This window comes from Serratia marcescens subsp. marcescens ATCC 13880 (assembly GCF_017299535.1).
GTDB lineage: Bacteria > Pseudomonadota > Gammaproteobacteria > Enterobacterales > Enterobacteriaceae > Serratia > Serratia marcescens.
Genome location: NZ_CP071238.1, coordinates 221,244 through 235,002 on the forward strand (window position 1 = coordinate 221,244; position 13,759 = coordinate 235,002).

The window sequence follows — 13,759 nt, forward strand, 5'->3', positions numbered from 1 at the left end:
ATGAAAAATAAAGTCTTATTAGAAAATAATGCCGACAAAGCGCCTAAATCATTATTACTTATAACAAAAGCGGTCAATAACGATCGGGCGCAGGCAAACACAACAGGTACGTTCACAACGACAGATGGGGATTTGCGGATGAAATTAACAACAGGTAAGGCACTGCTGGCGGGTTGCATTGCGATGGCCATGAGCCAGGCGGCTATGGCGAAAGACATCAAGGTGGCGATCGTCGGGGCGATGTCCGGCCCGGTCGCGCAGTATGGCGACATGGAGTTTACCGGCGCGCGCCAGGCGATTGCCGACATCAACGCCAAGGGCGGCATCAAGGGCGACAAGCTGGTCGGCGTGGAATATGACGACGCCTGCGATCCGAAACAGGCGGTTGCGGTCGCCAACAAGGTGATCAACGACGGCATTCGCTACGTGATTGGCCACCTGTGTTCCTCTTCCACCCAGCCGGCGTCCGATATCTATGAAGACGAAGGCGTGATCATGATTACCCCGGCGGCCACCAATGCCGATCTGACCACCCGCGGCTACAAGATGATCCTGCGCACCACCGGCCTGGATTCGGATCAGGGCCCGACCGCCGCCAAATACATCCTCAGCGACATCAAACCGAAGCGCATCGCCGTGGTGCACGATAAGCAGCAATACGGCGAAGGCCTGGCGCGCTCGGTGCGCGACAGCCTGAAAAAACAGGGCACCGAAGTGGCGATGTTCGAAGGCATCACCGCCGGCGACAAAGACTTCTCCACCCTGGTGGCGCGCCTGAAGAAAGAAAATATCGACTTCGTGTACTTCGGCGGTTACTACCCGGAAATGGGCCAGATCCTGCGTCAGGCCAAGCAGGCCGGGTTGACCACTCGCTTCATGGGGCCGGAAGGCGTGGGCAACTCCTCGCTGTCCAACATCGCCGGCGCCGCCTCGGAAGGCATGCTGGTGACGCTGCCGAAACGCTACGATCAGGTGCCTGCCAACCAGCCGATCGTCGATGCGCTGAAAGCCAAGAAGCTGGATCCGACCGGCCCGTTCGTCTGGACCACCTATGCCGCGCTGCAGTCGCTGACCACCGGCATGGAGCGCAGCGGCAGCCAGGAGCCGGCGGACATCGTCAAGGATCTGAAAACCGGCAAGCCGGTGGAGACCGTGATGGGGCCGCTGAGCTGGGATGACAAGGGCGATCTGAAAGGCTTCGAGTTCGGCGTGTTCGAATGGCATGCCAACGGCACGTCCACACCGATCAAATAAGCCATAATGATTAGGGTGGGGCGCAGTCCGCTGCGCCCGGCGGGTCGGCTTGCCGGCCCCGTCTCCCTTTACCCGCCGGTTCTCCGTCGGCGGGTTTCGCAGCCAAGGGTTCAGAGTATGTCAGAGCAGCTCCTCTATTTTCTGCAGCAGATGTTCAACGGCTTAACGTTGGGCAGCACCTATGCATTGATCGCCATCGGTTACACCATGGTTTACGGCATCATCGGCATGATCAACTTCGCTCACGGCGAGGTGTACATGATCGGCAGCTATGTCTCCTTTATCGTTATCGCCGCCCTGATGATGCTCGGCATCGACGTCGGCTGGTTGCTGATCGGCGCCGCGTTCCTGGTCTCGATCGTCATCGCCAGCGCCTATGGCTGGAGCATTGAGCGGGTGGCCTACAAGCCGGTGCGCAACTCCAAGCGCCTGATTGCGCTGATCTCGGCCATCGGCATGTCGATATTCCTGCAAAACTACGTCAGCCTGACGCAGGGCTCGCGCGATCTGGCGCTGCCCAGCCTGGTGACCGGCCAGTGGGTGCTGGGAGAAAGCAACGGCTTCGCCGCCACCATCAGCACCATGCAGCTGACCATCTGGCTCGTGACCTTCCTGGCGATGCTGGCGCTGACGCTGTTTATCCGCTATTCACGCATGGGCCGCGCCTGCCGCGCCTGTGCGGAAGATCTGAAGATGGCCAGCCTGCTGGGCATCAACACCGACCGGGTGATCTCGCTGACCTTCGTTATCGGTGCGGTGATGGCGGCGGTGGCCGGGGTGTTGCTCGGCCAGTTCTACGGCGTCATCAACCCTTACATCGGGTTTATGGCCGGTATGAAAGCCTTCACCGCCGCGGTTCTGGGCGGCATCGGCAGCATTCCCGGTGCGATGATTGGCGGCCTGGTGCTGGGCGTGGCGGAAGCGCTGACCTCTGCCTACCTGAGCACCGAATACAAAGACGTGGTGTCGTTCGCGCTGCTGATCGTGGTGCTGCTGATCATGCCGACCGGCATCCTCGGGCGTCCGGAGGTTGAGAAAGTATGAAACTCAATCTGCTCAATGCGCTGATCGCCACGGCGGTGCTGTTCGTGATGGCGTCGTTCCTGATGGGCATGCAGCTCAGCCTGGACGGCACCAAGCTGGTGGTGCACGGCGCGGCGGAAGTGCGCTGGATGTGGATCGGCATCGGCTGCGTCATCGTCTTTTTATTCCAACTGTTGCGCCCGCTGCTGCAACAGGGATTGAAAAAAGTCTCCGGCCCGGCGTTCGTGCTGCCGAGCTTCGACGGCACCACGCCGCGGCAAAAGCTGCTGGCGGCTCTGCTGCTTGTGGCGGCGGTCGCCTGGCCGTTCCTGGTGTCGCGCGGCACGGTGGATATCGCCACCCTGACGCTGATCTACGTGATGCTGGGCCTCGGCCTCAACGTGGTGGTGGGCCTGTCTGGTCTGCTGGTGCTCGGCTACGGCGGTTTCTACGCCATCGGCGCCTACACCTACGCGCTGCTGAATCACTATTACGGTTTCGGCTTTTGGGAGAGCCTGCCGCTGGCGGGCATCGTCACCGCCGCCTTCGGTTTCCTGCTCGGTTTCCCGGTGCTGCGGCTGCGCGGCGACTATCTGGCGATCGTGACGCTTGGCTTCGGCGAAATCGTGCGCATTCTGCTGCTGAACAATACCGAGATCACCGGCGGGCCGAACGGCATCAGCCAGATCCCGAAACCGACCTTCTTCGGCCTGGAGTTCAACCGCAGCGTGCGCGACGGCGGCTGGGATACTTTCCATAACGTCTTCGGCCTGAAATACGATCCGAGCGATCGCATCGTATTCCTGTACCTGGTGGCGTTGCTGCTGGTGGTGCTGACGCTGTTCGTCATCAACCGCCTGCTGCGCATGCCGCTCGGGCGCGCCTGGGAAGCGCTGCGCGAAGACGAGATCGCCTGCCGCTCGCTGGGCCTCAGCCCGACGCGCATCAAGCTGACCGCCTTTACCATCAGCGCCGCCTTCGCCGGGTTTGCCGGCACGCTGTTCGCCGCGCGCCAGGGGTTCGTCAGCCCGGAATCCTTCACCTTCGTCGAGTCGGCCTTCGTGTTGGCGATCGTCGTACTGGGGGGCATGGGCTCGCAGTTCGCGGTCATTCTGGCGGCAATCCTGCTGGTGGTGTCGCGCGAGCTGATGCGCGATCTGAATGAATACAGCATGTTGCTGCTGGGTGCGCTGATGGTGCTGATGATGATTTGGCGGCCGCAGGGGCTGTTGCCGATGAAACGGCCGCAGTTGAAGCTGCAGGCGGCGGACATTCACGCGGGCAAGGGGGAACAGGCATGAGCGTTCAACCTTTACTGCAGGTGGAAGGCCTGTCGATGCGTTTCGGCGGGCTGCTGGCGGTCAACAATGTGGCGCTGACGCTGAACGAAGGCGAAATCGTGTCGCTGATCGGCCCCAACGGCGCCGGTAAAACCACGGTATTCAACTGCTTGACCGGTTTTTACCGCCCGACCGGCGGCACCATCAAATTGCGCGATCGCCATCTGGAAGGGCTGGCGGGGCAGGCCATCGCCCGTATGGGCGTAGTGCGTACCTTCCAGCATGTGCGGCTGTTCCGTGAAATGACGGTGATTGAGAACCTGCTGGTGGCGCAGCATCAGCACCTGAAAAGCGGCGTGTTCGCCGGGCTGCTGAAAACCCCGGCCTTCCGCCGCGCCGAAGCCGAGGCGCTGGCGCGCGCGGCGGAGTGGCTGGAGCGCGTCGGCCTGCTGGAGATGGCCAACCGTTCGGCGGGCAACCTGGCCTACGGGCAGCAGCGGCGGCTGGAGATCGCCCGCTGCATGGTGACCCGGCCGGAGCTGCTGATGCTGGACGAACCGGCCGCCGGCCTCAACCCGAAAGAGACCGACGAGCTGGATCACCTGATCGTCGAGCTGCGCGATCGGCATAAGGTCTCGGTGTTGCTGATCGAGCACGACATGAAGCTGGTGATGGGCATTTCCGACCGCATTTACGTGGTGAATCAGGGCACGCCGCTGGCGCAGGGCACACCGGCGGAGATCCGCAACAACCCGGACGTGATCCGGGCTTATTTGGGCGAAGAATAATATGTTGTCATTCAATCAGGTATCCGCCCATTACGGCAAAATTCAGGCGCTGCATCAGGTCAGTCTCACGATAAGTCAGGGCGAAATCGTGACGTTAATCGGCGCCAACGGCGCCGGTAAAACCACGCTGCTCGGCACCCTGTGCGGCGAACCGCGCGCCAGCGAAGGCAGCATCGTTTTCCAGGGCCAGGACATCACCCAGTGGCAAACCTCGCGCATCATGCGCGAAGCGGTGGCGATCGTGCCGGAAGGGCGGCGCGTCTTCTCGCGCATGACGGTGGAAGAAAACCTGGCGATGGGCGGTTTCTTCGCCGATCGCCAGCAGTATCAACAGCGTATCGAACGGGTGTTCACGCTGTTCCCGCGCCTGCTGGAGCGCCGAAGCCAGCGCGCCGGCACCATGTCCGGCGGCGAACAGCAGATGCTGGCCATCGGCCGCGCGCTGATGAGCCAGCCGAAGCTGCTGCTGCTCGACGAACCTTCGCTTGGGCTGGCGCCCATCATCATCCAGCAGATCTTCGACATCATTCAGCAGCTGCGGGAAGAGGGCATGACCATCTTCCTGGTGGAGCAAAACGCCAATCAGGCGCTGAAATTGGCGGACCGCGGTTATGTGCTGGAAAACGGCCGCGTGGTGTTGGAAGATACGGGGGCTGCATTGTTAGCCAACGAAGCAGTGAGGTCGGCGTATCTGGGCGGTTAATCCGCCCCCCTACGAATTAAAATAATCAGGTACGAGAAGAAGAAATGAAGACAGAAGGGTTACTCGCGCAGCGCATCGTTAACGTAAAAAGTTCGGCCATCCGTGAATTGCTTAAGCACAGCAAGATGGAACACGTCATTTCGCTGGCGGGCGGCATCCCCTCTGATGCGCTGTTCGATTTCGAAGGATTGAGCATCGCCACCCAGCAGGCGATCACCGAACAGCCGAAAAGCGCGTTTCAGTATGGTTTGACCGAGGGCAGCCCGCTGCTGCGTGAGCGCATTTGCGCGCTGTGCGCCGAGCGCGGCGTCACCGCTGGCGCGGAAGAGGTGATGGTCACCGCCGGCTCGCAGCAGGCACTGGATTTGGTGATGCGCGCCATCGTCAATCCCGGCGACGTGTTTGTGGTGGAGCGCCCGACCTACCTGGCGGCGCTGCAAACGCTGGAACTGGCGGAGGCCAACATCATGTCGGTCTCGTCTGACAGCGACGGCATGGTGGTGGAAGAGCTGGCCGAACTGCTGAAAACCCAGCGCATCAAGGGCGTGTACGTGGTGCCGAACTTCGGCAACCCCAGCGGCATTACCCTCAGCGCCGCGCGCCGCGAACTGCTGGTGAAGCTGGCCGCCGAACATAACTTCCTGATCATCGAAGACGATCCGTACGGCGAACTGCGTTTCACCGAAGAGCGCCACCCGACGCTGCATCAGGTGTCGCAGCGGGTGCTGGGCAACACCGACCACATCATCTATACCTCGACCTTCTCCAAGATCCTGGCGCCGGGCCTGCGCTTGGGCTGGGCGATCCTGCCGCCGTTCCTGCTGCATAAAGTGGCGATCATCAAACAGGCGGCGGATCTGCACGCCAGCGCCCTGTCGCAGAGCATCGTCGAATGCTACCTCGGCCTGGATCGCCTGCCGGCGCAGATCGACAAGATCCGTGCCGCCTACAAGCAAAAGGGCGAGATCCTGGCCGGTTTGGTGGAGCAGGAGCTGGGCGACTACATCACCTTCGATAAGCCGAAGGGCGGCATGTTCCTGTGGGCGCGTTTCCGCCAGCCGTTCAACGCCACCGAATGGCTGAACACCACGCTGCAGCAGGGCGTGGTGTTCGTGCCGGGGGAATACTTCTTCTCCGACAACCCGGATCGTTCGACCTTCCGCCTGTCGTTCGCCACCGCCACCGAGCAGCAGATGCAAGAAGCGGTGGCGCGCCTGCGCCGTTCGCTGTAATCCTCGCGGCGGCGGAGCCGATGCCCGCCGCCGACATCAAACCGCCATCTTCACTTCACCTTGCCGTCATGTGGCTGTCATATAACGGTTATTTTTCTGTCATCCGCGCATGGCATGTTAGCTTCCGAACAAAAAACTGATTCTTTTCGCTCACGCGCTTTTACACCAGCTTTTTCAGGAGTTAGGCATGCTCACCTACGCTATTCGCAAAACCACGCTGTGCGTCGCATTGACCCTGGCGGTCAGCGCCCAGGCGCTGGCGGCGACGGAAATCCCGTTCTGGCATTCAATGGAAGGCGAACTGGGTAAGGAAGTGGATTCCCTGGCGGATCGCTTCAACCAGTCGCACAGCGACGTCAAGATTGTGCCGGTTTATAAAGGCAACTACGAACAGAGCCTGGCGGCGGGCATCGCCGCTTACCGCTCCGGCAAGGCGCCGGCGATCCTGCAGGTTTACGAGGTGGGCACCGCCACCATGATGGCCAGCAAAGCCATCAAGCCGGTCTACGAAGTGTTTAAAGAGGCCGGCATCAACTTCGACGAGTCGGTGTTCGTGCCGACGGTGGCCGGCTATTACACCGACAACAAGAGCGGCCATCTGCTGTCGCAGCCGTTCAACAGCTCCACGCCGGTGCTGTACTACAACAAAGACGCTTTCAAAAAGGCCGGCCTGAATCCGGATCAGCCGCCGAAAACCTGGCAGGAACTGGCGGCGGATACCGCCAAACTGCGCGAAGCAGGCATGAAGTGCGGTTACGCCAGCGGCTGGCAGGGTTGGATCCAACTCGAGAACTTCAGCGCCTGGCACGGCGTGCCGTTCGCCAGTGAAAACAACGGATTTGGCGGCACCAGCGCCAAGCTGGAGTTCAACCAACCGCTGCAGGTCAAGCATATCGCGTTGCTCGAAGCGATGAACAAGAAGGGCGACTTTACCTACTTCGGCCGCAAAGACGAATCCACCGAGAAGTTCTACAACGGCGATTGCGCTATCACCACCGCCTCTTCCGGTTCGCTGGCGGACATCAAGCACTACGCCAAATTCAACTACGGCGTCGGCATGATGCCTTACGACGCCGACGCGAAAAACGCGCCGCAAAACGCCATCATCGGCGGGGCCAGTCTGTGGGTGATGAACGGCAAAGACGCCGCCACCTACAAGGGCGTGGCCGAGTTCCTGCAGTACCTGGCGCAGCCGGAAATCGCCGCCGAATGGCACCAGAAGACCGGTTATCTGCCGATCACCACCGCGGCTTACGATCTGACCAAGCAGCAGGGCTTCTACGATAAGAACCCGGGGGCCGACGTCGCCACTCGCCAGATGCTGAACAAGCCGCCGTTGCCGTTCACCAAGGGCCTGCGCCTGGGCAACATGCCGCAGATCCGCAGCGTGGTGGATGAAGAGCTGGAAGGCGTGTGGACCGGCAAGAAAACGCCTCAGCAGGCGTTGGACGCCGCCGTGCAGCGCGGTGACGTGCTGCTGCGCCGCTTCGAAGCATCGACCAAGTAACCCTGCGTCGCGGGCCCGGCAGACCGGGCTCGCGTCTTCACGCCGATCCTTCCGTACCCGATTAATGGTTTAACTGCTATGTCATCTTCCCGTCCCGGTTTCGGCTGCAGCTGGTTGCCCTATGCGTTGGTGCTGCCGCAGCTGCTGATTACCGCCGTCTTCTTTTTATGGCCCGCCGGCGAAGCGCTGTGGTATTCGGTGCAGAGCCTCGATCCGTTCGGCCTGTCCAGCCAGTTTGTCGGGCTGGATAACTTTAAACAGCTGTTCCAGGATCCTTACTACCTCGACTCGTTCTACACCACGCTGATCTTCAGCTTCCTGGTGGCGGGCATCGGGCTGGCGGTTTCGCTGTTCTTCGCCGCGCTGGTGGACTACGTGCTGCGCGGCAGCCGCCTCTATCGCACGCTGATGATCCTGCCCTACGCGGTGGCGCCGGCGGTGGCGGCGGTGCTGTGGATCTTTCTGTTCAACCCCGGTCTGGGGCTGATTACCCATTTCCTCAACGGGCTGGGCTATAACTGGAACCATGCGCAAAACAGCGGCCAGGCGATGTTCCTGGTGGTGCTGGCCTCGGTATGGCAGCAGATAAGCTATAACTTCCTGTTTTTCCTCGCGGCGCTGCAGTCTATCCCGCGTTCGCTGGTGGAAGCGGCGGCCATCGACGGCGCCGGCCCGGTGCGGCGTTTCTTCCATCTGGTGCTGCCGCTGATCGCGCCGGTGAGCTTCTTCCTGCTGGTGGTCAATCTGGTGTACGCCTTCTTCGATACTTTCCCGGTGATCGACGCCGCCACCGGCGGCGGGCCGGTGCAGTCCACCACCACGTTGATCTACAAGATCTACCGTGAAGGCTTCGCCGGGTTGGATCTCTCCAGTTCCGCCGCGCAGTCGGTGATCCTGATGCTGCTGGTGATCGGCCTGACGGTGATCCAGTTCCGCTTCGTTGAACGTAAGGTGCGCTACCAATGATTGAGAATCGACGCGGGCTGGATGTCTTCAGCCATGTGATGCTGATTATCGGCGTGCTGGTGGTGCTGTTCCCGCTGTACGTGGCCTTTGTCGCCGCCACGCTGGACGACAAACAGGTGTTTCAGGTGCCGATGACGCTGGTGCCCGGCGGGCACCTGTGGGAGAACATCCGCAATATCTGGCAGGGCGGCGTGGGCAACCTCAAGGTGCCGTTCTCGCTGCTGTTGCTCAACAGCGTGATCATGGCGCTGGCGATCACCTGCGGCAAGATCGCGGTGTCGGTGCTGTCGGCTTACGCCATCGTGTATTTCCGTTTCCCGCTGCGCAGCCTGTTTTTCTGGCTGATTTTCCTCACCCTGATGCTGCCGGTGGAGGTGCGCATTTTCCCGACGGTGGAGGTGATCTCCAACCTCAACCTGCTGGACAGCTATACCGGCCTGACGCTGCCGCTGATGGCCTCGGCCACCGCCACCTTCCTGCTGCGCCAGTTCTTCATGACGCTGCCGGATGAGCTGCTGGAGGCGGCGCGCATCGACGGCGCCGGGCCGATGCGTTTCTTCTGGGACATCGTGCTGCCGCTGTCGAAAACCAATCTGGCGGCGCTGTTCGTCATCACCTTTATCTACGGCTGGAACCAATACCTGTGGCCGATCCTGATCACCAGCGATGCCTCGATGGGCACCGCGGTGGCGGGCATCAAGAGCATGATCTCCACTTCCGGCGCGCCGACCCAGTGGAACCAGGTGATGGCGGCGATGATTCTGACTTTATTGCCACCGCTGGCGGTGGTGCTTCTGATGCAGCGCTGGTTTGTGCGCGGTCTGGTTGATAGCGAGAAATAACGACGATGGCAGGATTAAAACTACAGGCGGTCACCAAGTCTTACGACGGTAAAACGCCGGTGATCAAACAGATCGACCTCGACGTGGCGGACGGTGAATTCATCGTGATGGTCGGCCCGTCCGGCTGCGGCAAATCCACGCTGCTGCGCATGGTGGCCGGGCTGGAGCGCACCACCAGCGGCGATATTTATATCGATACCCGGCGCGTGACCGATCTGGAGCCCAAGGATCGCGGCATCGCGATGGTGTTCCAGAACTACGCGCTCTATCCGCACATGAGCGTGTACGACAACATGGCCTACGGCCTCAAGATCCGCGGTTTCGGCAAGGATCATATCCGCCAGCGGGTGGAGGAGGCGGCGCGCATTCTGGAGCTGGAGCCGCTGCTCAAGCGCAAGCCGCGCGAACTTTCCGGCGGCCAGCGCCAGCGGGTGGCGATGGGGCGCGCCATCGTGCGCGAACCGGCGGTATTCCTGTTCGATGAGCCGCTGTCCAACCTGGACGCCAAGCTGCGGGTGCAGATGCGCCTGGAGCTGCAACAGCTGCACCGCCGTCTGAAAACCACCAGCCTGTACGTGACTCACGACCAGGTGGAGGCGATGACGCTGGCGCAGCGGGTGATCGTGATGAATAAGGGCGTGGCGGAGCAGATCGGCACCCCGAGTGAAGTGTACCAACGGCCGGCTTCGCTGTTCGTCGCCGGCTTTATCGGCTCGCCGGCGATGAACCTGCTGCCCGGCACCCTGAGCGCCGACGGCGGCCAGCTGCTGCTGACGGACGGCATGGCGCTGCCGTTGCCGGCGGCCAAGCCGCAGTGGGCGGGGCGGCCGTTGACGCTGGGCATTCGGCCGGAGCATATTCAGCTGGTGGCGCAAGGCCAGGGCGTGCCGCTGCAGCTGCAGACGTTGGAACTGCTGGGGGCCGACAATCTGGCGCACGGCCAGTGGGGCGGACACGGGGTGATCGCGCGGCTGTCGCATGAAACCTTGCCGGCGGCGGGCAGTACGCTATATTTGCAGCTGCCTGCTCAGGCGCTGCACTTCTTTGACACCCACAGCGGATTACGGATGGATTGATGACGAGACCCTGGCCTTACCCTCATATTGTCGCCCACCGCGGCGGCGGTTCTCTGGCACCGGAAAACACCCTGGCGGCGATCGACGTCGGCGCGCGCCACGGCCACAAGATGATCGAGTTCGACGCCAAACTGGCGCAGGACGGACAAATTTTCCTGCTGCATGACGATACGCTGGATCGCACCAGCAACGGCTGGGGCGTGGCGGGCGAACTGCCGTGGGATAAACTGGTGCAGCTGGACGCCGGCAACTGGTACAGCTCGGCCTTCAAGGGCGAGCGGCTGCCGCTGCTGTCGGAGGTGGCGGAACGCTGCCGGGAACACGGCCTGATGGCCAATATCGAGATCAAACCGACCACCGGCAGCGACGATGAAACCGGCCGGGTGGTGGCGCTGGCGGCGCGGCTGCTGTGGCAAGGGCAGACCGACCCGTTGCTCTCCTCCTTCTCGGTGGAAGCATTGGCGGCGGCGCAACGCACCGTGCCGGATTTGCCGCGCGGCTTGCTGCTGGAGGACTGGGACGACAACTGGCGCGAGCTGACCGAACGTCTGGATTGCGTCTCGCTGCATATCGATCACAAAGCGCTGACCGCCGAACGGGTGAACGCGTTGAAAGACGCCGGGCTGCGCATTCTGGTGTATACCGTCAACCAACCGGATCGCGCGCGCCTGCTGCTCGACTGGGGCGTTGACTGCATTTGCACCGACCGGATAGATTTGATTGGCCCGGATTTTTAATCCGGCGCCGATAAATCCCGCGACGACAAGCCTTGCCGCCGCGCCAACGGAAGGAATGCGATGCCAGGCTTTATGATGTCACTGTGGCACCAGATCGTGCTGTCTTTACCGCTGTTCGCCCTGATCGCGTTGGGTTATGGGCTGATTCGCTGGGGGAAATGGCCCTCCAGCATCACCGATGGCCTGACGCGTTTCGTGTTTTCCCTCGCCTTGCCCGCCATGCTGTTTCGCATGATGTGCGACTTCTCGCAGCGCCCGGCGGTCGACGCCCGGCTGTTGATCGCGTTCTTCGGCAGTTGCCTGATCGTATTCGTGCTTGGCCGCCTGGTCGCCCGGCACCTCTTCCGGCTGGATGGCGTCGCCGGATCGGTGTTTGCGCTGGGCGGTATTTTCTCCAATAACGTGATGCTCGGTTTACCGATCGCCGGCGTAATGCTGGGGCAGGCGGCGATCCCGTCGGTGGCGCTGGTGCTGGTGTTCAACGGCCTGATCCTGTGGACGCTGGTGACGGTGTCGATCGAATGGGCGCGCAACGGCTCGCCGACGCTGGGCGGCTTCGCTAAAACCGCGCGCAGCGTGCTGACCAACCCGCTGATCGTCGGCATTTTGTCCGGCACGTTGTTTAGCCTGACCGGCTTGCCGCTGCCGGACTTCGTCGATCGACCGGTCAGCATGCTCGGCCAGGTGGCGGCGCCGCTGTCGCTGGTGGTGCTTGGCATGGGGCTCGCCGAGTACCGCATCAGCGAAGGCTGGCAGCTGAGCAGCGCCATCTGCGTGCTGAAGTTGCTGGTACAGCCGTTGGTGATTTGGCTGCTGGCCTGGATGATGGATCTGCCGCCGATGGAGACCCGGGTTGTGGTGCTGCTTGGGTCGATGGCGGTGGGGGTGAACGTCTACCTGATGTCGCGCCAGTTCAATACGCTCACCGGCCCGGCCGCCACCAGCCTGGTGATGTCCACCGTGCTGGCGGCGATCACCACGCCGCTGATCCTCACCGTTATGGGCGTGCGGGCGTAGCCGGCAGCGGCGCCTGCGGCACCGCCGGCGCGGTGCGATTGAACGGATCGCGCGGCTGGTTGCCGTTAGGCAGCAGTTGCCCGCCGTTCGGCGTGGTTTGCAACAGCTGTTGCCGTTGATTGTCGAACTGTCGCTGTTGCTGCAGGCGGCGTTGATCCATCTGCCGGTTGTTCAACAAGCGCTGTTGCTGCGCCTGCTGGCTGTTTTGGTTGAGTAACTGCTGCTGTGAGCGCAGGTCGGTTACGCCGTTGGCCGCCGCCGCCAACCCTGGCAGCAACAGCAGAGCGAACAGAATGTGAGATGTTTTCATGATGGTTACCTCGCCTTTTTACTAAGCCTAACCCAGCGGTGAAATTTTGCCGGTAGTTTGTCTTTTGTTCAGATGTAAACCGCCTTTCATCCCCTTATGCGTCCATCTTCCGTTACAATCGCCCTTTCGGTCTTTTTAGGGTGAACCCATCGTGCTGCTTTTGGTTATAACCACCATCCTGTGGGCGTTTTCTTTCAGCCTGATCGGCGAGTACCTGGCGGGCCATGTCGACAGCGGGTTCTCGGCGCTGGTGCGCATCGGGCTGGCGGCGCTGGTGTTCCTGCCGTTCCTGCGCTGGCGCAATATCAAGCCCAGGGTGATCCTGCTGTATATGCTGGTGGGCGCCTTCCAGCTGGGCATCATGTACCTGTTCAGCTTCCGCGCCTATCTCTACCTGACGGTGCCGGAATTCCTGCTGTTCACCGTGTTGACGCCGCTGTACATCACGCTGATCTACGACTTACTGAGCGGCCGCCGTCTGCGCTGGGGCTATGTGTTCAGCGCGCTGTTGGCGGTGCTGGGCGCGGCGATCATTCGCTATCACCAACTGAGCGAACACTTCTGGTGGGGGCTGCTGTTGGTGCAGGCGGCGAACATCAGCTTCGCCATCGGCATGGTCGGCTATAAGCGCCTGATGGAAGTGCACCCCTTGCCGCAGCACACCGCCTTTTCCTGGTTCTACCTGGGGGCGGCGGCGGTGGCGGTAGTGGCCTGGTTCCTGTGGGGCAATCCGCAGCAGTTGCCAACCACCAACCTGCAGTGGGGCGTGCTGATCTGGCTGGGCGTGGTGGCGTCGGGGCTGGGCTATTTCATGTGGAACTACGGCGCGACGCAGGTGGATGCCGGCACGCTCGGCATCATGAACAACATGCATGTGCCGGCCGGCTTGTTGGTCAACCTGGCTATCTGGCAGCAGCAGCCGCACTGGCCGAGCTTTATCATCGGCGGGGCGGTGATCGTCGCTTCGCTGTGGGTACACCGCCGCTGGGTGGCGCCGAAACAGCTCGGCTAAACGGGGGCCGGC

General features: G+C 61.9%; 14 protein-coding genes. 13 read left to right on the forward strand and 1 reads right to left on the reverse strand.

The window, feature by feature from the left end:
• The first annotated feature begins 138 nt into the window (after positions 1–138).
• From J0F90_RS01010 to J0F90_RS01065, 12 genes are all read left to right on the forward strand, one after another.
• The gene (locus J0F90_RS01010; protein ID WP_033639000.1) at positions 139–1,254 is read left to right on the forward strand and encodes a branched-chain amino acid ABC transporter substrate-binding protein; all 1,116 of its coding nucleotides are present in this window, start codon (positions 139–141) and stop codon (positions 1,252–1,254) included.
• 117 nt (positions 1,255–1,371) lie between these two features.
• Entirely contained in the window at positions 1,372–2,298 is a 927-nt protein-coding gene (gene livH, locus J0F90_RS01015) for a high-affinity branched-chain amino acid ABC transporter permease LivH (RefSeq protein ID WP_015376290.1), read from the forward strand.
• Positions 2,295–3,578: a high-affinity branched-chain amino acid ABC transporter permease LivM gene (locus tag J0F90_RS01020; RefSeq protein ID WP_016929464.1), complete on the forward strand. Its 1,284-nt coding sequence runs from the start codon at positions 2,295–2,297 to the stop codon at positions 3,576–3,578. The genes livH and J0F90_RS01020 overlap by 4 nt, the downstream gene beginning before the upstream one ends.
• The gene (gene livG / locus J0F90_RS01025) at positions 3,575–4,345 is read left to right on the forward strand and encodes a high-affinity branched-chain amino acid ABC transporter ATP-binding protein LivG (RefSeq protein WP_025304904.1); all 771 of its coding nucleotides are present in this window, start codon (positions 3,575–3,577) and stop codon (positions 4,343–4,345) included. Before J0F90_RS01020 ends, livG begins: the two co-directional genes overlap by 4 nt.
• A gap of 1 nt (position 4,346) precedes the next feature.
• On the forward strand, positions 4,347–5,048 hold the full coding sequence (livF, locus tag J0F90_RS01030; protein ID WP_004934391.1) for a high-affinity branched-chain amino acid ABC transporter ATP-binding protein LivF: 702 nt from the start codon (positions 4,347–4,349) through the stop codon (positions 5,046–5,048).
• Positions 5,049–5,092: 44 nt separating this feature from the next.
• Positions 5,093–6,280 carry an aminotransferase-like domain-containing protein gene (locus J0F90_RS01035; RefSeq protein ID WP_033638994.1) on the forward strand — a complete coding sequence of 396 codons (1,188 nt, stop codon included), beginning with the start codon at positions 5,093–5,095 and terminating at the stop codon, positions 6,278–6,280.
• 187 nt (positions 6,281–6,467) lie between these two features.
• Positions 6,468–7,787 (forward strand): sn-glycerol-3-phosphate ABC transporter substrate-binding protein UgpB, encoded by a 1,320-nt coding sequence (ugpB, locus tag J0F90_RS01040; protein ID WP_004934396.1) that lies wholly within the window; start codon positions 6,468–6,470, stop codon positions 7,785–7,787.
• A gap of 78 nt (positions 7,788–7,865) precedes the next feature.
• Positions 7,866–8,753: a sn-glycerol-3-phosphate ABC transporter permease UgpA gene (gene ugpA, locus J0F90_RS01045; RefSeq protein ID WP_015376293.1), complete on the forward strand. Its 888-nt coding sequence runs from the start codon at positions 7,866–7,868 to the stop codon at positions 8,751–8,753.
• Entirely contained in the window at positions 8,750–9,595 is an 846-nt protein-coding gene (ugpE, locus tag J0F90_RS01050) for a sn-glycerol-3-phosphate ABC transporter permease UgpE (protein WP_033638989.1), read from the forward strand. The genes ugpA and ugpE overlap by 4 nt, the downstream gene beginning before the upstream one ends.
• Positions 9,596–9,600: 5 nt before the next feature.
• Positions 9,601–10,671, forward strand: a complete 1,071-nt coding sequence (locus tag J0F90_RS01055) for a sn-glycerol-3-phosphate import ATP-binding protein UgpC (protein WP_033638987.1) — start codon at positions 9,601–9,603, stop codon at positions 10,669–10,671.
• Entirely contained in the window at positions 10,671–11,408 is a 738-nt protein-coding gene (ugpQ, locus tag J0F90_RS01060; RefSeq protein ID WP_033638985.1) for a glycerophosphodiester phosphodiesterase, read from the forward strand. Before J0F90_RS01055 ends, ugpQ begins: the two co-directional genes overlap by 1 nt.
• A gap of 60 nt (positions 11,409–11,468) precedes the next feature.
• On the forward strand, positions 11,469–12,425 hold the full coding sequence (locus J0F90_RS01065; protein ID WP_033638983.1) for an AEC family transporter: 957 nt from the start codon (positions 11,469–11,471) through the stop codon (positions 12,423–12,425).
• Here the strand turns inward: J0F90_RS01065 and J0F90_RS01070 are convergent.
• Positions 12,406–12,735 carry a hypothetical protein gene (locus tag J0F90_RS01070; protein WP_016929457.1) on the reverse strand — a complete coding sequence of 110 codons (330 nt, stop codon included), beginning with the start codon at positions 12,733–12,735 and terminating at the stop codon, positions 12,406–12,408. The genes J0F90_RS01065 and J0F90_RS01070 overlap by 20 nt on opposite strands.
• Before the next feature lie 151 nt (positions 12,736–12,886).
• On the opposite strand from J0F90_RS01070, the gene J0F90_RS01075 reads away from it, so the two are divergent.
• The gene (locus J0F90_RS01075; RefSeq protein WP_016929456.1) at positions 12,887–13,747 is read left to right on the forward strand and encodes a carboxylate/amino acid/amine transporter; all 861 of its coding nucleotides are present in this window, start codon (positions 12,887–12,889) and stop codon (positions 13,745–13,747) included.
• Positions 13,748–13,759 lie beyond the last annotated feature (12 nt).